Here is a 20,935-nt window from a genome sequence, read left to right as displayed (position 1 = left end):
CTTTATAATTACATATGAAAGATATAGATAGATCTGCAGAAATAAATTCTTATATTTTTTAGAGAGAGAGGAAATAAAAATGAAAGATAAATTACAAAATGTTTTGTTATCAATAAGCTCAAAAGTCGAAACAAATAAATATCTTGGTTCGATTAAAGAAGCATTTACGATGTTTGTACCGTTTATTATTGTTGGTTCATTTGGTAGTATGTTAAATATATTAGTATCTGGAGCTAATGGCTTGGCACAATGGGTTCCATGGTTATCAAATTTATCTCCAGCATTTACAGCGATAAATTTTGTGACTATTTCTTGTATGTCATTACCAATTGCATTTTTAATTGGTTATAAACTTGCTGAAAAAGAAAACTTACCACAATTAGAAAGTGGGTTAATTGGATTATTAAGTTATTTAGCTGTATGTCCAAATACAATAAGTACAGTGGTCGAAGGTTTAAAAGATCCAGTTGTGGTCAATGGATTAGGTGCAGGTGTTATTGGAGCACAAGGACTATTTGTTTCAATGATTATGTCAATGGTTGCTGTAAAATTTTTTGGATTATTGACTAACATTGATGCTATTAAAATTAAAATGCCAGATTCGGTTCCAACAGGAATTGCTCGTTCATTTAATATTTTAATCCCTATTTTCATTATTATTACTGCATTTTCAGTTGGGGGATGTTTATTTAATACATTCACTGGTAATTATTTAAATGTTTGGATTTACAATATTATTCAACTTCCGTTACAAGCGTTAGCAAATACAACAGGTGGTATTCTTGTTCTTGCATTAGCAAATCAATTATTCTGGTTTTTAGGTATTCATGGTGGTATGGTTATTGAAGGAGTTAGAGGTCCTTTATCTGCTGCTGGACTTGCAGAAAACATTTCTGCTGTACAAGCTGGAGGAGTTGCAACAAATATTTTAACAAGAGGTTTTTGGACTAGTTTCGTTGTTGTTGGTGGAGGAGGAATTACTCTATCATTATTAATAGCAATTTTCATTTTTTCAAAACGTGAAGATCATAAATCTATTGCAAAATTTTCATTAATTCCTGGTATTTGTGGTATTAATGAACCAGTAGTTTTCGGTTTACCTTTAGTATTAAATCCAATCTTTGCAATTCCATTTATACTTAATTCAGTTATTGCAGCATTTATTGCTGTAGTTGCTACAAATATAGGATTTTTAACTTGTGGAGTACTTGATTGTCCACCAGGGTTACCAGTATTTGTAACAGGATTTATTAGCTATGGAATTCATGGAATTATTGTTCAAGCTATTATTTTAATTGTTACATTTATTATTTGGGTTCCATTTGTTTTGATGTCTAATAAACAAGCCAAACTTGAACAAAAATAAAATAGTTTGTTCTTTAAAAATTGTTTAATTAATGTAAAACGAAGAAGGAGTAAATGAAATATGAGTTTTCCAAAGAATTTTTTATGGGGTGGTGCTACTGCCGCTAATCAATATGATGGTGGATGGCAGGAAGGTGGCAGAGGAATTGCTGTTCACGACTTAATAACTAATGGAACTAAGGATGAACCTAGACGTATTTTTTGTAAGAATGATCAAGGTGATGAAGTGACAATCCAAATGGGAGAATGCATTCCTTATGGATATGTTGGTTTCTTAAAAGAAGGGTATTATTACCCAAGCCATCAAGCTACAGATTTTTATCATCACTACAAGGAAGACATTGCTTTAATGGCAGAAATGGGATTTAAAACGTATCGTCTTTCGATATCGTGGACAAGAATATTTCCTAACGGTGATGATGAAACACCTAATGAGGAAGGACTACATTTTTATGATAATGTTATTGATGAATTAAAAAAGCATAATATAGAACCATTAGTAACAATTTTACATTTTGATATGCCTTTAAATTTAGCTACTAAATATGGTGGATGGATCAATCGTAAATTAATTGATTTTTATTTAAAATTTGCAAAAGTTCTTTTTGAAAGATGGAAAGATAAAGTTACTTATTGGATTACCGTTAATGAAATAAATGTATTGGGTGGTTATTGGACACTTGGATTAGCTTCGAATCATCGTAAAACTGGAGCTCATTCTAATCAAGGAGAAACACCATTAGAAGATGCGGGAATTAAGTTTCAATCAATTCATCATATGTTAGTTGCCAACGCAATGGCAAATAAAATGGCAAGAGAGATCAATCCACATTTTATGTTAGGTACAATGTGTGCACTTTCTGGAATTTATCCTGCGACTTGTCATCCGGATGATGTATTTGGAGCATATGAATTCAGAAGAAAAGCATTGATGTTTAGTGATGTTACTTGTCGAGGATATTATCCTAATTATGCACAAGCTATTTTTGATGAATATAATTTTAAATTAAAGATGGAACCTGAGGATGAAAAATGGTTAAAAGAAAATACATCTGATTATCTTGCATTTTCGTATTATCGAACAACTGCATTTGATCGTTTTTCTCCTAATACGACAACTACTGGTGGACAACAAGCATCACCAAACCCATATTTAGAAAAAACACCTTGGGGATGGCCAATTGATCCAGAAGGATTAAGATTTGTTTTAAATGAATTATATGATCGTTATCAAAAACCATTATTTGTTGTAGAAAACGGAATGGGAAATGATGATGTTGTTGAAGCAGATGGCATTCATGATGATTATCGTATTGCATATTTAAGAGAACACATCAGAGAAATGAAAAAAGCTGTAGAAATAGATAAAGTAGATTTATTAGGTTATACAACTTGGGGTTGTATCGATATTGTATCAGCTGGAACTGGTGAAATGAAGAAAAGATATGGTTTTGTTTATGTTGATTTAGATGATAAAGGAAATGGAAGTTTGAAAAGAATGAAAAAAGATTCATTCTATTGGTATCAAAAAGTCATTGAATCAAATGGTGAAGTCCTAGATTAAAAACTATATTTATGCCTCCCAAAATAAATATAATTGAAAATAAAACAAATGACTTCTTTATGAAATGACATAAATAAAAAGTCAATCATATTGAAAGAATATGAAAGAAGGTCAATCATCCTTTTCATAGTCTTTTTTCTCTATCAAAAGAAATATAAAAAATGAAACAATGTTTTATTAAAATATCTTTTAAAAGAAAATGAATTTAAAACACTGTTTAAATTGAATAAAGAAATATCGAAAATAAAAAAGCGTTTCAATAAAATAAAATCAGAAAATCAAATAAAGATAATCTGAAACGTGGAGGTGTAAAAGCATTAAAAATCTTTATTGAAATTTTCTAATAATAATGAAGATAGAAAACAGGAGGGAAAGTAAAATGAATATGAAGAAGATTATTTCTTCTACTCTTATTGCATCAATGCTTTTAGGATCATCAGTATGTTCAGTAATGGCTTTAGAAGAAAATAGCGTTGATAAAGGTGAGTCTAAAATTGTTGCTGAAGTGTTTGATTATGGAGAAAGTGTAACAAGTGTAGTTGTAGATTTGGGGTCTGTTATTTCAGCAGATGAATTAAAAGAAGATGCTTTTGAAGTGTTTGCGAAAAATGAAGAACCAGAAGCATGTATTGGTATTTCAACTGGAAAAACATACTATGAAGGATCAAGGGATATTACAAATATGTATGTTAACAGTACAAGTATTCCTGATGGTGAAGCTGATGCAGAAGGACAATATGTTGTTATTGAATTAAAATATGGTTGGAAAGAGTATGTTGATGGTGTATTAACAACTGTTAAGCAATCTAATACTTGTGATTATGATATAGTTATGAAAGATGGAGCTTTTAGTATTTTTGAATCACTCAATGTATTATTGGATATGCATTATACAATTACTTCAAATCAAAATTTAGGAAACTTAAAACAAGGTGATCAAATCTTATTAACAAATGATGATGTTTATCGTCCAATTGCTGGTCAATTCTCTGCTGGAAAATCCAATGGTTTAACATATCGTTTATATGAACCAACTCTTGGTGAAGGTGAACGTCCATTAATCGTTTGGTTCCATGGTTCAGGTGAAGGTGGATTATCAAATATCACACACATTCTTTGTAATAAAGGTGGGGTAGGATTTGCTACTGAAGAAGCTCAAGAAATATTTGGTGGTGCTTATGTATTAGCCCCTGAAACTCCAGATAACTGGACATTTGCTGGCAAAGATTATACAGAACAAGCTATTGCATTGATTCAAGATGTCATTGATAACAATAATATTGATCCAAATAGAGTTGTTATTGCTGGATGTTCAGCAGGTGGATATATGACTTGGCAAACATTATTAGCAGCTCCTGATATGTTCGCTGCAGCAGTTCCAATTTGTGCACCTGGAATTTATACAACTGAAGATTTTGAAGCAATTAAGGATGTTCCTATTTGGATGGTACATAGTAAAGATGATACAACTGTTGATGTAGAATACAGTTATGCAAACTATTATTTATTAAAAGAACTTGGTGCTGATGTCACTTTAACATTATATGATCATGTTATTGGTTATGATGAAGGATCTGATTTAATACATACATATTCAGGACACTGGTCATGGGTATATGCATTAAATAATGATCCAACAAATGATAAAGGACAAAGTTTATTTGAATGGATAGCAGAACAAACTTTAGCAAATGATGAAGATTCAGTTGTGAATCCGGATGAAAACGAACCAGTTGTAAAACCAGATGAAAAAGATCCGGTAGAAACAAATCCAAGTAACAATGTAACTCAACAACCATCAGTTGATCAACCAACTGATGTTGATAATAATCAAACTGTTTCAGTTCCAAATACAGGTGATCATTTGAATGTTGTATTGCCAGTAACATTATTGGTATTATCAGCTGCTATTGGTTATGTTGTTTTAAGAAAAAGAAAAGAATGCTAAAACATAAAGAGTTTATAAAATAGCTTTATGTTTAGATTGAAAGAGGCCACTAAAACATATGGCAATATGACTATATGTTTTTGAAAAGGCTTCTTTTTTTTATTGATTTCTTTTTTGTTTGATGAATTTTGACCAATCAAAAGATTTATTTTCCTTTTCTTTGATTAAAGAATATTTTTTACATGTTTCAGCAAATTCAACTGATAGATTAGTGATTTCCTTGAAGAAAGATTCTGGAAAATTATATATATTACAATATTTTAATGAATATTCTATTTCCTTTTTAATAATAGAGATTTCATTTTCAATTGTAGCATCTAATGTTTGTTCATTTGTTTTGTTGAATATATTTTTTTGCTTAGGATCATTAGCAATGCTTATATGCATTTTGAAGTTATAGAAAATGTCATATTTCAAAATAATAAAATTATAATAATGTTGCTTATACATTGGCTGTATTATATCATGTATCATTTCTACAAGTTTATCGATAATTTGTTTTAATGTTTCATTTTCTTTTTTTATATCATTCATTTTGTAATACCCCTAATAATAATTATATAAAAAGATAATAGATTATATAGTTTAATCACTTTTTTAAGTGTAATTTAACATCAGTTTATTTTAACTTTCATTAACGATGAATATAGATATATAATCAATTAAAATGGTCATGTGAGAAATTATATATCTTAATTTCAAATGATCTGTACAAATATGCGAGTAAACTAATGAGAAACTATTTTTTTAAATTGTCTATTCATCAATTAACGAATAATCATCCTTGTTAAGAACTTCTTTAAGCTTTTTTAATCCTAGCTGAATTGATAAATGTACTGCTGTTATGGAAACATGATCTTCCCTTGCTATCTGGATTAAGTTTTTTCCTTCTAAATAATATCTTATTATTCTGGAACTTTCTTTTTTTGGAAGTTTCCTAATACAACAAAATATGTAATCCATCATTTCCTTATGTGATAAATCATTTATCATTTTATCTGCTGATAAATTCATATTAAGTGATTCATTTTCTAAATAAGGTTGACTATTTAGAGAATAATAAGACTTATGATATTTAATTTTTTGGTTATAATTCCATTCAGCTCTTTGAAATTCAATGAAAACATTAACGATTTCTTGATCTACTTCAATAAAGTAATCGTTATTATAAAGTTCAGGATAGTATTGTTTTAGATTTATTTTGATTTTATTTGACATAAATTGACACCTCAAGAATTAAGAGGTTTAAGTGAGAAAATTTAATAAATAAATAAATCTAAAGAAAAATTTTACAATAAATAAAAAAAGTGCATAAAATGCACATATATAGCATAAATTAACAACTAATTTTATTAAAAAGAGATAATCAAAATAAAGTGGACCCCATGTCAAGGACAATAAATAAAAAAGTACTTAAAACTGAATAGAAATAAATATATCCTCTAGGTATCTAAGACCGGGAGGATATATTTTTATGTCAAAATATTATAGATATGTAATTATTAAAAATAATGAATTAAAAATTTTAAAAACTAAAAAAATGGAAAACCTTGTTAAAAAGGAATTAAGTGTTTTCGATTATCGTGACTATCTTTTTGAAGATGATCTTTCAGTTTATCTCCTTGTAAGAGATTTAAGTGTCTATGATAACGATACAACTATCATTTATAGATCTTACCCAGGCGATTGTGATGGTGTATTTAATGGAACTGTTATCTTTACAAAAATGGATGAATATGGCTATGTATCATTAAATGACGACGATATTGATTTGATTCTTAGACATCTATGTAAGTTACCCAATGGTTTATTTGAGATGAGATATTTCGTTGATGACACTTACTAGCTTTTTGATTGTTAGGTTCTTATCTAAGTTTTGCTTTACCTGCTTGAATTTTTTCCTATATTCAGTAGGTTCTTTTGTTATATGATCCAATGGGTAATTTCCTGTTTTATAATATTCAAAAAATTCATTTGGTGACAGTTTGGCAAGTTTATACTGATAACGTTCATTATTATAGTAATCTATATAATTATTGATTACTTTTTCTAATTTGTCGTATGCAGAAGTAGTTTTTATATATTTTCCAAGTTCATCTTTCATATGTCCAAAGAAGGATTCCTGAGGAGCGTTGTCCCAACAGTTTCCTCTTCTTGACATTGACTGCCTTATTTCTAAATTTTTAAGAAGATCAATGAACCTGATGCTTGTATAATGTGCACCCTGATCACTATGAATTAAAGCATCAGTATGAATATCATGTTTATGCTTTTCAAACAGTTGATTTATTGTTTTCAGTACGAAATCTTCTTCCAATGATGTTGATAATACATATGAGAGTATTTGTTTTGTAAAGCCATCTTTAACCACTGAAAGATAGGCTTTTGAATGTTTCGAACCATAAAACAAATAAGTGATATCTGTTTCCAATACATATCCAGGTCGATATTCGTCAAAATGTCTGTTTAAAACATTATCTGCATAATTTGATGTTTTTATTGCCTTGGCCATTCTTCTTGCAGGATTGGCTTTTCTTATCGGGCAAATGTTTTTACTTCTTGTATCCTTGAAACCATCTTCTCTTGCAGCCTGTTTTTTTAAACAATCTGTAAAATTATCTCGTCTTCTTGCTCCTAAAGCGTACGGATCAAATCCGTATTTTTTAAATATCTCTATTGGTTGCATCCCATTTTGATAATCAATCCAATACAGTTCCTTAAATTCCTCTGAATAAGTTATACTTTTTTTAGATGCTTTTACCACATAAGGATTCTCTTCCAATAATCTAAGCTGTTCATCCGTAAAATAATTAGTTCCCATAAATAATACCACCACCATTTTTCTAATAATCATAATACACAAAATAAAAGCCCTGTAAAACGGACACAAGAAAAAAAGTACTTTGGTGCTTAGTCCTGTAACAAAATGTCAATAGTTTTTTAATCACTTTTTCAAAAAAAGGCAAACCTGTATTGTAAAATGAAAATTTAAGTGAATGCACAATAACTTGTGTACTACACGCAAAATATGGTATACTTTATTTGCAAGTCGGAGAACAATTGCATCAAAACGAAAAGGTAAGGATTGGTGGATCCTTACCTTTTCTAACTTTTAGAGTGGTCTAACACTTGGCTAGTTATCGCTTAAATCTTTTGTCTAACCATTTGCATATGTAATAAACTAAAACACCTGCCACGACAGATACTACTAAGTCGGAAAACAATTAACATCACCTCCTTTCAGGGAGGACGATAACAAAACAATTATATCAAATTATGTTGAAAAAGTATGGTTGAACAGTAAAGTAAATGGATAAAAATAGTATTTTATAAACTTTTAATTAATGCTTTTTTTTATGCCTTTTTATTTATTGATTACTTTACAAATTTGCTAATGTCGTCTGTCATATTAGCAAGAATGTAAAGTTTAAATCTATCTTGACATAAACCAAGCTTTAGGGTTTACAATAAATGTAGGTTAATTTAGAGAGGATAAAAGGATGGAATATAGTAAAATTGATAAACTTAATGTCAATCCTTCATTATTAGGATTTGGCTGCATGCGTTTTCCTAAAAAGGAAGATGGCACTATTGATGAGGTAGAAGCAGAAAGAATGTTAAATCATGCTATTGAAAGTGGTGTGACTTATATTGATACAGCTTATCCTTATCATGATGGCGAAAGTGAACCATTTGTAGGTAGAGTTTTAAAGAAATATAAAAGAGAAGATTTTTATCTTGCGACAAAGTTACCAATGTTTAAAATTGATTCATTGGAACAAGCAAAAGAAATCTTAGAAGAACAAATGAAAAGACTTGATGTCGATTATGTTGATTTCTATTTATTACATGCTTTAAATAAAGATACATGGAAAAAAGTTATTGATTTAAATATCATTCCTTATTGTGAAGAATTAAAGAAACAAGGAAGAATTAAAAACTTTGGTTTTTCATTCCATGATGATTATGAAGTATTTGAAGAAATCATTAATTATCGTGATTGGGATTTCTGTCAAATTCAATTAAATTACATTGATACAGATATCCAAGCAGGAATGAAAGGATACAAACTTACAGAAGAAAAGAATGTACCATTAGTTATTATGGAACCTATTAAAGGCGGAGCTCTTGCTAGCCTTTCAGATGATATTGAAAAAGTCTTTACTGACTATAATCAAAATGTTAGCATTTCAAGTTGGGCTTTACGTTTTGTGGCTTCACTTCCAAATGTTAAAGTTGTTTTAAGTGGTATGTCAACTTATGCTCAAGTAGAAGATAACTTAGCTACTTTTAAAGATTTTAAACCATTAGATCAAGATGAAGAAAAACTTGTAGAAAAAGTAGCTAATATGATTAAAGCAAAAACTAAAAATGGATGTACAGGATGTCGTTATTGTATGCCTTGTCCATTTGGAATTGATATTCCAGGTAACTTCAAGTTATGGAATGAATATGGTATGTTAGGTCTTAAAGATATAGCTAAAAGACGTTATACAAATCTAGGAGATGCACAAGCTGAATTCTGTAAGAAATGTGGTAAATGTGAAAAACTTTGTCCACAATCTATTAAAATCAGAGAAGATTTACAACGTGTCGCTCAAGATATTAAGAACTTATAAGAGAATGGCGTTATGTCATTCTTTTTTTTGTATTATGTTTTAGTAAAATAAATAGTGATATGTATGGTATGATGTATTTATAGATAAAAGTGAAACAGGATATACGAGGAGACAACTTATGAAGATAAAATATATGGGGAAATTAGATCCAGAAACTAATCCACTTCCAACAAATAAGCTTAAAGAAGGGGCTATTCGATTTAATGAGCCTACGGATAGAAAAAAACAGAATATACAAACAAGTATTGTTACTTTTATTATTATATGTATTATGTTTGTACCAGAATATTTAAATGTTCTTTTTAGAGATGTTGATTCTATGGATTTATCAAATCTTTTTAGCTATTTTATACTCGCAAATATTTTATTAGTTCTTTCAAAACTATGTCAGTTTTATTTCTATAAAGAAATTTATATGTTTAAAATACCACGTGTTGGTTTTGCAGGAGTATATACAACAGAGTTTACAAAGAAAAAATATATAGCTATCAATCTTATTCCTGATATTTTATTTGGTTTAGTTCCTTATTATATTTCATTAACAAAATGTAAGTTTTTTTTAGGAATGGCCGCTATGTTTGTTGTTGCAAATTCAGCAGTAGATTTCATGAATGTATATCATGCATTTGTAGAAATGCCACCGGGTTCAAAAACATTCTTATATCAGTTCAATAATTATTGGTATTTACCAAAAAAAGATAATAATAACTAGGGCGAGGGAAACAGTATGATACTGTTTCTTTTTTATATGAAATATGATGGAATAGAGTTGAATCTTTAGGATATCATAATATAAAATTAAATTATTAAAGAACTTACACAAAGATTACAAATGAAGAAAGTATATTAAAGATGAAGGGAGGTATTGTTATGAAGATACTACTTGCTGAAGATCATGATCATTTAAGAGAAATACTAGAAGATTACTTAGTAGAAAATGACTATGAAGTAAAAAGTTTTGATAATGGAGAAGATGCTTATTATTGCTTTTTAACAGAAAGTTTTGATCTTATTTTATTAGATGTAATGATGCCTAAGATGGATGGATTTACTTTATGTCAAAAGGTACGTGAAAAAGAAGAAACACCGATACTTTTTATTACAGCCAAAGTACAAGAAGTTGATCAATTAAAGGGTTATGAATTAGGTTGTGATGATTATATTATTAAACCATTTTCCTTACCTGTATTACTTGCTAAATGTAAAGCTATTACAAACAGAAAACATTATCAATTTTTAGAAAAAGGTATATTAAAGTTAAATACAAGAGAAAAACAAGCATATCTTAATAATCAAAATTTGAATTTAAAAATAATAGATTATAAAATATTAGAATATTTTATAAAAAATCCAAATCAAATCTTATCTAGAGAACAGATTTTATTAAAAGTGTGGGGATTTGATTATAAAGGACAGGAAAGAAGTGTTGATACACATATTAAAATATTAAGAAAAGCCTTGGGACCTTATCAAAAGGGAATAAAGACAGTGATTAAACAAGGTTATTGTTTTGAAACGAAGGTGTTTGAAAATGGTTGATTTTTTAAGAGCGTTAAGTATTGTTTTATTATTAGGCATGTTTTATCTTGCCTTTAAAAATAAGAAATTTAAAAGATTTTTATTAATTGAAAGTGTGTTAATTATTGTTTTTATTATAGGTAGGCAGATGTACACGAGTAATCTTAATACAATGGATACTGTTATGTGGTCACTAGCAAGTGATGTTACGAATAAAATGATAACGCAAAGTGATAAAAATATTGAAAATAATATGCATGATGTACTATCTGCTATTTATGATGGTAATGGTTTTGATATTAAACAAAATATAGCTTTTGAATATAAAGTAAAAGATAAATATAAATTAAATAATAAAAACTTTATTATCTTTTTTAAAGATAGTACAAATGATAAGTATACTCTTTTTAATCTAGAAAAATCTTTTAATAAAAAAGAGATAAATAATTTATTAGACTTTTATAATCAAAATCAAGATGGTTGTACTATAAAAAAGATGAGTTTTCATTCAAAAGATAATCAATACATCATAGATCAAATTGTCTTTTATGATGAAAATAGTCATATGACTTATAAACTTGGTAACTCACAAGGAACAATGAATTATTATTCATGGTATAAATATCAAAATAAAAAAGCAAACGATCAAAATAGACTTGGTGATTTTGAATTAATGTTTTTTAATTCAAAACAAACACTAGAAAAGAATCCAAAAGAAAAAGATATTAAAGTAGAACAAGAAACATGTGCTATTTCTTCTGATAAGTCAAAGATATATGTTCATTATGTAAATAAAGAAAATAGTATAAAACTTAATATGTTTATCGATACCCCAAATATTGTTTTAGATAGTCTAAAAGATAGATTTATTTTAATGTTTAGTTTAGTACAAATTATTCTATCATGTATTTATTTTATATATACGTATCTTGAAAATGAAAGAGAAGAATTAAATAAAACAAGAAACTTATTTATCAATGCAATGGCCCATGAAATGAAGACACCAAACGCAGTTATTTTAAATAGTACAGAAATGTTGATAGAAAATGTTAATCCTGAAAAACAACATAAATACTTAAGAATGATCGAAGATGAATCTAAGCATATGAATAATCTTTTAAATCAAATGTTGATATATACAAGAACGACAAAGTCTTATCAGTTGCATAAACAAAATTATAATCTTTCGCCAATGATTGAAGAAGTATTAAAACATTATGATTTAGAATCAAAAATCATTACGATTGATATTGATCCTAAAATCAATATCTCATGTGATCAACAATTGATGATGATTGTCTTTGACAATCTAATCAACAATGCTTTTAAATATGCAAATAAAAAAATAAATATTGTTTATAGACAAGAAAAAATAATTATAAGTAACGATGGATCAAAAATAGAAAATAAAGATATTAATCATATATTTGAACCTCTCTATAAAGCAGATGTATCCAGAAATGATACAAATTCTACAGGAATGGGATTAGCGATTGTTAGAAATATTTTAGATTTACACAACTATACTTGTAAAGTTGTACAAGACGAAGAAGTTCATTTTATCATAGAAATGAATAAGTAATAAAAAGTTTATGTAGAAATACATAGACTTTTTGTTACCTTTTTTCTATATAAAACGTATTATAAGTGAAAGAGCTCTTGAGGAGGATGTTATGAAGATAGATACAGAACAAGTGATTGCAACATATAAAGATCGTATTTTTGCGATAGGCTTATCCATTTTAAAGAATCCTGATGATGCTGAGGATGTTGTTCAAGAAACTTTTCTTAGATATCATACATATAAAAAAGATTTTGAATCTAAAGAACATATTCAATCTTGGTTATATAAAGTAGCTATTAATAAAGCAAAAGATATTCAAAGAAAGTTTTGGCGAAGAAAACAAGTATCGTTAGAAGACTATATGGCTACTATTTCTTTTGATACCCCACAGGATGAAGAATTATTTCAAACAGTGATGGCTTTGCCGTCAAAGTATAGTATTGTGATTCACTTATATTATTATGAAGATTATTCAATTAAAGAAATTGCTCAACAATTAAAATTAAATGAAGGAAATGTCAAAGTAAGACTTTCTAGAGCAAGACAATTATTAAAAAAACAACTCAAGGAGAACTGGAACGATGAAGAATAAAGAAGCGTATAAACAAGCGTTTAAACATGTTCATTATCAAAAAGAAGTTAACTTAAATCAAAAAAGAATACCTAAATCCCTTATTACTTTTGTCACTTCATTTATTATATTACTTTCCACATTTACCGTAGCTTATGCTTTCGATATAGGGGGTATACAAAGTAAGATAGAGGTATGGTTTCATGGAGAAAAAAGAATGATTCAATATGAAGAAGTGGAAGATCATGTTTATCATTTCTATACGACAGATGAGGATGGTAACGTCATTGATATGGGAACACACTCAGGATCAAAAGGAACACTTACGGGAATAGAACCAATGAGTGGTGATGAACTTGCAGAAAGTATGAATGATAATAGTGAAATTGTTTATGATGAAAAAGAAGATAAATGTTTATTCTATTATCAAGATAAAGCGATTGATATAACAAAGATGTTTGATAAAGAAAAGGAATGTTATTTAGTAATCAATAATGGTGAAAAAGATATTTATTTTGTTATTAGTTATGAAGATAAAATAGATGACGATTGCACTATATCACAGTATAGTGATGAAAATGCGACAGTTACACAAGGTGTAAAGGTCAAAGATATTAAAGATCGATTTGTAAGAATTAAATAAAAATGGAGGATTTTGAAGTGAACCGAAAAAGTTGGACAAACTTAGGAGGGTCACTTCATTTTCCTCCATTTTTTGATACAATAAATTAAAGGAGATGATCTTATGGAATTACTATTTGTTTTTGCTATGATTCTTATTGTTCTTTATTACTTTTATCAAAAAAGGCCTAAAACACATTTTCCAACAATCTTGTATCAAGATCATAAAAAACATGTACTTAACTATAAAAAAATAAATCCCAATAATAAACAGCCACAGGATTTACAATATACAACCTATTTACTTTCATTAATAAATGAACTACCTCAAGATGAATTTATTCTTATTTATGCATGTTTAAAAAAATGGGAAAAACAAGAAGAAATTGCTTTAGAAGAAAAAGAGGGGGAACTTAATATTCATTTTCATAAAGCTTATACAAATAATCTTGTTGAAGATCAATTATTTCAAATGCTTTATTGTTTAGAAATAGATCATATAGTAGAAAATGAAGTAATTAGAAAATGGGTGGAAGTAGATTTTGATAAAATACTTGAATGGAAAAATGCTTATCTAAAAGATATACAAAACAAACTCAAACAAGAACATAAATTTGTAGATGGAAGATATAGTTTAGAAATCTACCAAGATTTAGAAAAAGTATTAGGTTATAAAAAATATTTGGATGCTTATAAGGAAATAGAAACAGAAGAAGAAAACATCTATGCAATGTTATTTGGATTAAAGGAATGTCCTTATCATATGTATACTTTCTTTATTATGAAAAACGATGACGATAAGCCAATGATAAATAGCTCATTAAAATAGAATCAGATTTTATCTGATTCTATTTCTTTCATATAACCTGCCGTAATAATACTAGCTGGTAAAGCGACAATCGCAATTCCCATAAAGGAAGAAACCATTGTAATTATTCTTCCCAAAGTTGTTATAGGATAAATATCGCCATAACCAACGGTTGTAAGAGAAATCGTTGCCCAATAGATGGCATCAAAGAAAGTATTAAAGCTATCTGGTTCAACATTAAAAATAATAAGGGTACAAACAAAAATATAACCAATAGCTAAATAAAGAACAGCAATCAAAGCCTTCTTTGAGTTTTTTTCAACCTGAAGAATGATTTGAATATTTTTTGAATAACGAAAGCTTTTAAAGATTCTTAATACACGAAAGGTACGAATAAGACGAATTGTTTTAAGGGATTTAAATCCTTTATTTATCATATTGATTGAAGGAAGTATTGATAATAAATCAATAATTGCCATAAATGAAAATGGATATTTTATGTAAGAAATAAAGCGAGGATCATCATATTTTAAATCAGCTGTAGCCTATCTTAATAAATAATCAATAATAAAAATTATAACTGTAATTAAATCAAGTGTTGTAAATAACTTTGTTTCTTGTTTAAAAGCAAGAGGAATAATACTCATAAATATTGTAAACATCATCACAAGATCATAAATATGACTTGTTGTGTCATCTTCTTTAGATACTTCTATAATTTCATAAATACGTTTTTTCATAACATCATCCTTATTAAACATACCATAGAAAGTATTTATTTCATATCATGAAAGTTACGAAAATATTAATTCCTTTTTGATAAGATAAAAGTAAGAAAAGAGGGATACTATGTATAAAATTATAGCGTGTGATTTAGATGAAACATTGTTAAGTGATGATCGTACGATTTCTAAAGAGAATATTGAAGCCATTCAAAAAGCAAAAGAGTTAGGTGTGAAGTTTGTTCCAGCAACCGGAAGAGGCTTTAATACCGTTGGTGGAACTTTAAAAGATTTAGGATTGTATGATTTAGAAAATGAATATGTGATTTCTTATAATGGTGGAGCCATTACTGAAAATAAAGGAAGTAAGTTACTTCATTTTGAAGGAATTTCTTTTGAAAACGCGAGTGAACTTTACAAAAGAGGTTTAGATTATGATGTTTGTATCCATGTTTATACAAAAGATATGGTCTATGCTTATAAGTATGTCCAAGAAGAAAAAGATTATTTGGCAGGAAGAATGGAAGTTACCGAAATCTTTGATAATAATATTGATTTTTTAAAGGGTCAAGAAATTGTAAAAGTCTTATATATGAATACAGATTACCAATATTTAAAAGGAATTGAAAATGATTTAAAAGAGATAACAAGTGATTTGGATGTAAGTTATTCATCGAATCGTTATATTGAATTTAATCATCAAGGAGTTAATAAAGGACAAGGTTTAAAGAAACTTGCAGAGTTATTACATGTAGATATTAAAGATACAATTGCAATAGGTGATAATTTTAATGATTTATCAATGATCAAAGTAGCAGGCCTTGGGGTAGGTGTCCAAAATACAGTTGAAGAAATGAAAAAAGAATGTGATATTATTACCAAGGCAACAAATAATCAAGGAGCGATTGCAGAAGTTATCAATAAACGTATTTTAGGCACAAATTAAGTTTTGTGCTTTTTTTCTTTCTTGGTATAATGAAGTGAATATGAAAAGAGGAAGCCTATGAAATCATTTTTTACAGAGACAATATTAAAAAGAGGAAAAACATATTTTGAACAAAATAGAGTTTTTTCTGTAAATCAATATGATAACCAAACCTATACAGGAATTATTTTAGGAAATGAAGCTTATCATACTAAAATCACTTTAGATGAACATTATGATGTCATGTCAGCTACGTGTGATTGTCCTTATGCTAAAGAAGGAAATCATTGTAAACATGAAGCGGCACTTTATTTTGCGATTGAAGATCGACTTCCTAAAGATGAACAACAATATATTGATATCAATGCTTTATTAAAAGATGTTCGTAGAAGAACACATAGTAGTTTTATGTTAAAACGTGAATTCAATCAAGAATTTAAAAAATATTTAAAACGTATTATTCAATTAAATGAACAAGGAAGTTTTCATATTACCAATTATCAACAAGTCATTGATGAATTTTTAAATTCTAATTATCCTAACGATTATCGTCATGAAATACTTCGAATCATGTTTCAAGGTTATAGTAAGTTACTTACAAGTGAACATAATAAAGAACTTACAACGTGCTGGTTAAAAGAAAATATGAAATATCAAAGATATGAAAATGCATTTAGCTATATTATGATGATTATCTATAAATTAGATGTCAATGATCAAATAGATATTATTAGAGAAATGCTTTTAACGAAAAGAAAAGTTTCTTTACTAAATACATACTTTAAAATTATCAATGATCATCATTTAGATATGAAAAAATATTTAGATGATATTCAAATTTATAATAACAATGAAGATTATATCACAGAAATGATACATTATTATGTTGATCACCAACAAGTAGGACTTGCTCGTCTTTACTATAAAAAACATGAACAAAATATTAGAAAAAAAGAAACCAAGGCAAAACTTGATTCATTGCTTGATCCTGAACATGAAGATGCCTACTTGAATTATATTTATTCTAAATTAGATTATTATAATTCATCGCATATTCCTGTTTATTACGTAGATTTAAAACAATTTTATGGAATTAAGTTTGAAGATTATTTACTAGATTTTATGGATGCGATTAAACCTATCTATGATGATTGTGATTTAGCTTTAATGTTTAAACAAAGTCAAGATGTTAAATATTTGATCTATGTTTTACTTCAAAGACCAAATATGACACTTTTTGAACAAACAAAAGAAATCATTAAAGAATATAGTTTAGAAATGTATTTAATGGTTTATGTTGAATGTTTAAAAAATTATATTAAAAAAGGAAATTCAAATTATTATTTTAAAAATTATGTTTATGAGTTATTTCTTGATTTAGATAAAATATCAAAAATAGAGTTTGTCGATATGATCAAAAAAGAATATCCAAGAAAAAAGAAAATACATGAAATGTTAGATGAATGTTTAGAAGAAGGTGATGAAATTGAAATTTAATATTAATTTAAATGTTGTAAAAAGTAAAAATAACTTAGAGATTGCCAGAAGATATCATCACTATGATAATGTAGAAAGTATGTATATTACTTTAAAAGATGATCTTTATCATATTGATGCTGTCGTTTCAGTTTTTAATCACATACAAAAATGTTCATTAGAAATTAAAGATAATAAAGTCGTTTCTTATAAATGTGCGTGTCCATTTAATGATCAAGATTCTATGTGTGGTCATTTAGGGGCAGTTATTATGAAACTTAATGAATTAGAAATCAATGATTTTCCTTTTGAGTATCAAAGTGAAAAATTAGAAAAAATGAAAGAGATTGAAAAAGAAAATCAAAGACAAAGAAGAAAAGTTCAACTTAGACAACTGGCACATACATCCTCACGACTCATTGATCTTAATAAAAATCATTATCAAACAGAATTACAACTATCTATTAATAATGAAAAATATGATTTAACACCTTTTATTTATCTTCAAGATGATGAGATAAATGTTGACTATAGAGTTGGAAATGAAAAGAAGTATGTAGTCAAAAATATTACAGAATTTATTGATCGAATCAATCATCAAGAAAATTATAAATATGGAAAATCTTTAGAATTTGTACACAGTGAAAAGAATTTTACAGAAAACGCCTTAAAACAAATAGATTTCATGAAAAAAGCAATCTCCTTTAGAAGTCAAGATATAGAAGACTATAACTATTACTATGAACCCATTAAAAGAAACATCCCTATTGATAAACGTTTACTTGATGAGCTTTATGAAATCAATAAAGAGAATCTTTCTTTTGGTGAAGTAGAACCAGAGCTACGTTTATATATTAATAAAGAAGAAGATTTTTATGTCATTAGAGTAAGTATCAATCAAGAAATGTTTATTGGAAATAAACATGGTTATCGCTATGAAATGAATAATGGAAAGTTTTATATGGAACGTATCGTTCTTGATGAAGAGGGGAATATTGCCCGTTTTTTAGAAAGTATTATTGAAAATGAAGGACAACTGATTGTTTTAGAGGAACAATATCATGATTTCTATAAGTACGTCTTATTACCAATTCTTTCTTATTTTGAAGTCTTTGATCAAAGCCAAGAAGAAATACCAACTTATGATGAAATTAAAATCTATGGAGATATTGATGATGATCAAATGATTTATTTTCAACCGGTCTATGTAGATGAAAATCAAAATAGAGTGTATGGATTTAATGATCAATTGATGACAACTTATCAACAAGATTTGGTAGAAAAATATATTGAACGTTATGCTTCATTCATCGATACAAAAAAACATCGTGCCTATTTTGATACAAATAGTCAAACAACCTATGAATTTATTTTTGAAGGTTTAGATTATTTAAAACAATATGGGGATGTTTATGTATCAGAAGCTTTAAAAAGAGTAGGAAAGAAGATATCTTATAATTTACATGTAGGTGTCCGTATTGAAAATGATCTTTTAAAATTTGATATTTCTTCGCATGAAATACCAAAGAAAGAACTACAAGAGGTTTTAAATCAATACCGTCGTAAGAAGAAATTCTATCGTCTAAAAAATGGAGAAATTCTTTATTTAGATTCACCAGATTTAGAAGAATTAAGTCAATTTATGGATGATTATCATATTGACGTCAAAGACATTGATGATGGTGAATTCTCGATGAATAAACAAAGAATGCTTGCTATTGATGAAGAAAATGATTTTGAATATGTTGAACTAGATAGAGAAGAATCTTTTGTAGAGACATTGGATCGTTTTAAATCAGCAACTCAAAAAGAATATCCTATCGCTAAAGAATATAATACTATTTTAAGAGATTATCAAAAAGAAGGTTATGTGTGGCTTCATACTTTAAAAGATTATGGATTTAATGGGATTTTGGCAGATGATATGGGGTTAGGGAAAACTTTACAAATCATTACGTTATTAGATTCATTAGAAACGCCTCGACCAAGTTTGGTAGTTTGTCCTTCTTCACTTATTTATAACTGGGAAGATGAAGTCCATAAATTTTCTAATAAATTACCAGTTACATGTATTACAGGAAATATACAAACAAGAAGTGAATTAATTAAAGAGATTAAACAAGGATTATATGTAACTTCTTATGATTATATGCGTAGAGATTTTGAATTATATCAAGAAATTGAATTTGAATATGTTATTTTAGATGAAGCACAGTATATCAAAAACCAAAAAACCAAAAATGCCCAATCAGTTAAAACCTTAAAAACAAGACATAAATTGGCTTTAACGGGAACACCGATTGAAAATAGTTTAGCGGAATTATGGTCAATCTTTGATTTTTTGATGCCACAATATTTATTTAATTATCATTATTTCCAAAAACAATATGAAAATGACATTATAAAAAATAATGATGAAGAAAAAACAAAACAACTTAAAAAACTAGTCACACCATTTATTTTAAGAAGAAATAAAAAAGAAGTTTTAACAGAATTGCCAGATAAAATTGAACAAAATATCATTCTTCCATTCAATGATGAAGAAGAAAAACTTTATGTAGCTAATCTTGCTGAAGCAAATAAAGAATTACAAGAACTTTACGATTTAGAAGGTTCTGATAAGATGCAAATCTTAAAGCTACTTACAAGATTAAGACAGCTTTGCTTAGAACCACGTCTTGTATATGATAATATTGATCAACCTTCTTCTAAATTAAAAGCTTGTATGGAACTTATTAAAACGATGCAAGAAAATAAGCAAAAAGTTTTGTTATTTTCATCCTTTACTTCCGTTTTAGATTTAATTGCAGAGGAATGTCAAAAAGCAGAAATTACATATTATATGCTTACTGGAAGCACCAATAAAGAAGATAGAAGAGAACTTGTTTCAAGATTCCAAAAAGATGATACAACAGTATTCTTGATTTCCCTTAAAGCGGGAGGAACAGGTTTGAACTTAACATCTGCCGAAGCCGTTATTCATTTTGATCCATGGTGGAATGTTTCTGCTCAAAATCAAGCGACAGACCGTGCTTATCGTATAGGACAAAAGAATAATGTTCAAGTCTTTAATCTTGTGATGAAAGATAGTGTTGAAGAAAAGATCATTGAATTACAAAAACGCAAAAAGGAATTAGCTGACATGTTTGTTGAAAACAATAGTGGTGGTTTATCACAAATGTCCAAAGAAGATATTTTAAGTTTATTCACAATGTAAAAGACGGGCTCCCCGTC

General features: G+C 27.9%; 18 protein-coding genes and 1 pseudogene. 14 read left to right on the top strand and 5 right to left on the bottom strand.

The features are described 5' to 3' along the window. Positions 1-79: 79 nt before the first annotated feature. The 3 genes from OCV55_RS02975 (at position 80) to OCV55_RS02965 (ending at position 4,877) form a co-directional block, all read left to right on the top strand. A complete protein-coding gene (locus tag OCV55_RS02975) occupies positions 80-1,366 on the top strand; it encodes a PTS sugar transporter subunit IIC (RefSeq protein ID WP_107029674.1) in 1,287 nt (428 codons plus the stop codon). A gap of 60 nt (positions 1,367-1,426) precedes the next feature. Then, positions 1,427-2,929, top strand: coding sequence for a glycoside hydrolase family 1 protein (locus tag OCV55_RS02970; protein WP_147579760.1), 1,503 nt, complete (start codon positions 1,427-1,429; stop codon positions 2,927-2,929). 379 nt (positions 2,930-3,308) lie between these two features. Beyond that, on the top strand, positions 3,309-4,877 hold the full coding sequence (locus tag OCV55_RS02965; RefSeq protein ID WP_267309783.1) for a prolyl oligopeptidase family serine peptidase: 1,569 nt from the start codon (positions 3,309-3,311) through the stop codon (positions 4,875-4,877). A gap of 99 nt (positions 4,878-4,976) precedes the next feature. Here the strand turns inward: OCV55_RS02965 and OCV55_RS02960 are convergent, their stop codons facing one another. Further along, positions 4,977-5,411: a hypothetical protein gene (locus tag OCV55_RS02960; protein WP_147579759.1), complete on the bottom strand. Its 435-nt coding sequence runs from the start codon at positions 5,409-5,411 to the stop codon at positions 4,977-4,979. Positions 5,412-5,633: 222 nt separating this feature from the next. Continuing rightward, positions 5,634-6,095, bottom strand: coding sequence for a sigma-70 RNA polymerase sigma factor region 4 domain-containing protein (locus OCV55_RS02955; RefSeq protein WP_117782878.1), 462 nt, complete (start codon positions 6,093-6,095; stop codon positions 5,634-5,636). A 256-nt stretch (positions 6,096-6,351) separates the two neighbouring features. On the opposite strand from OCV55_RS02955, the gene OCV55_RS02950 reads away from it, so the two are divergent. After that, a complete protein-coding gene (locus OCV55_RS02950) occupies positions 6,352-6,723 on the top strand; it encodes a hypothetical protein (protein WP_117782877.1) in 372 nt (123 codons plus the stop codon). A gap of 129 nt (positions 6,724-6,852) precedes the next feature. Here the strand turns inward: OCV55_RS02950 and OCV55_RS02945 are convergent. Beyond that, a pseudogene (locus OCV55_RS02945) lies at positions 6,853-7,698 on the bottom strand (IS3 family transposase); the annotation flags it as partial. A 679-nt stretch (positions 7,699-8,377) separates the two neighbouring features. Between OCV55_RS02945 and OCV55_RS02940 the strand changes: the two are divergent. From OCV55_RS02940 to OCV55_RS02910, 7 genes are all read left to right on the top strand, one after another. After that, positions 8,378-9,496: an aldo/keto reductase gene (locus tag OCV55_RS02940; protein ID WP_147579758.1), complete on the top strand. Its 1,119-nt coding sequence runs from the start codon at positions 8,378-8,380 to the stop codon at positions 9,494-9,496. Positions 9,497-9,614: 118 nt separating this feature from the next. Further along, positions 9,615-10,208 (top strand): hypothetical protein, encoded by a 594-nt coding sequence (locus tag OCV55_RS02935; protein ID WP_022002375.1) that lies wholly within the window; start codon positions 9,615-9,617, stop codon positions 10,206-10,208. A 158-nt stretch (positions 10,209-10,366) separates the two neighbouring features. Further along, positions 10,367-11,035, top strand: a complete 669-nt coding sequence (locus tag OCV55_RS02930; RefSeq protein WP_175301748.1) for a response regulator transcription factor — start codon at positions 10,367-10,369, stop codon at positions 11,033-11,035. Further along, on the top strand, positions 11,028-12,596 hold the full coding sequence (locus OCV55_RS02925; protein WP_147579756.1) for a sensor histidine kinase: 1,569 nt from the start codon (positions 11,028-11,030) through the stop codon (positions 12,594-12,596). Before OCV55_RS02930 ends, OCV55_RS02925 begins: the two co-directional genes overlap by 8 nt. Positions 12,597-12,687: 91 nt before the next feature. Beyond that, a complete protein-coding gene (locus tag OCV55_RS02920) occupies positions 12,688-13,170 on the top strand; it encodes an RNA polymerase sigma factor (RefSeq protein ID WP_147579755.1) in 483 nt (160 codons plus the stop codon). Next, on the top strand, positions 13,160-13,792 hold the full coding sequence (locus OCV55_RS02915; RefSeq protein WP_032091209.1) for a hypothetical protein: 633 nt from the start codon (positions 13,160-13,162) through the stop codon (positions 13,790-13,792). Before OCV55_RS02920 ends, OCV55_RS02915 begins: the two co-directional genes overlap by 11 nt. 102 nt (positions 13,793-13,894) lie before the next feature. Beyond that, positions 13,895-14,599, top strand: a complete 705-nt coding sequence (locus OCV55_RS02910; RefSeq protein WP_147579754.1) for a hypothetical protein — start codon at positions 13,895-13,897, stop codon at positions 14,597-14,599. A gap of 2 nt (positions 14,600-14,601) precedes the next feature. Here the strand turns inward: OCV55_RS02910 and OCV55_RS02905 are convergent, their stop codons facing one another. Both OCV55_RS02905 and OCV55_RS02900 read right to left on the bottom strand, forming a co-directional pair. After that, positions 14,602-15,078 carry a potassium channel family protein gene (locus OCV55_RS02905; protein ID WP_267309796.1) on the bottom strand — a complete coding sequence of 159 codons (477 nt, stop codon included), beginning with the start codon at positions 15,076-15,078 and terminating at the stop codon, positions 14,602-14,604. A 45-nt stretch (positions 15,079-15,123) separates the two neighbouring features. Beyond that, on the bottom strand, positions 15,124-15,318 hold the full coding sequence (locus tag OCV55_RS02900; RefSeq protein ID WP_217498486.1) for a hypothetical protein: 195 nt from the start codon (positions 15,316-15,318) through the stop codon (positions 15,124-15,126). 109 nt (positions 15,319-15,427) lie between these two features. On the opposite strand from OCV55_RS02900, the gene OCV55_RS02895 reads away from it, so the two are divergent. Genes OCV55_RS02895 through OCV55_RS02885 form a run of 3 tightly spaced genes read left to right on the top strand, consistent with a single transcriptional unit; the run spans position 15,428 to position 20,918 of the window. Beyond that, complete coding sequence (locus tag OCV55_RS02895; RefSeq protein ID WP_147579753.1) at positions 15,428-16,246, top strand: Cof-type HAD-IIB family hydrolase; 819 nt, start codon at positions 15,428-15,430, stop codon at positions 16,244-16,246. A 57-nt stretch (positions 16,247-16,303) separates the two neighbouring features. Continuing rightward, positions 16,304-17,722 (top strand): SWIM zinc finger family protein, encoded by a 1,419-nt coding sequence (locus tag OCV55_RS02890; protein WP_147579752.1) that lies wholly within the window; start codon positions 16,304-16,306, stop codon positions 17,720-17,722. Continuing rightward, positions 17,712-20,918, top strand: coding sequence for a DEAD/DEAH box helicase (locus OCV55_RS02885; protein WP_267309782.1), 3,207 nt, complete (start codon positions 17,712-17,714; stop codon positions 20,916-20,918). The genes OCV55_RS02890 and OCV55_RS02885 overlap by 11 nt, the downstream gene beginning before the upstream one ends. Positions 20,919-20,935: the final 17 nt, after the last annotated feature.

Origin of the sequence: [Clostridium] ammoniilyticum (assembly GCF_025566905.1) — a bacterium.
In the GTDB taxonomy this organism is placed as follows: Bacteria; Bacillota_I; Bacilli_A; order Erysipelotrichales; family Coprobacillaceae; genus Faecalibacillus; species Faecalibacillus intestinalis.
This window is presented reverse-complemented; position numbering and strand designations above follow the sequence as displayed.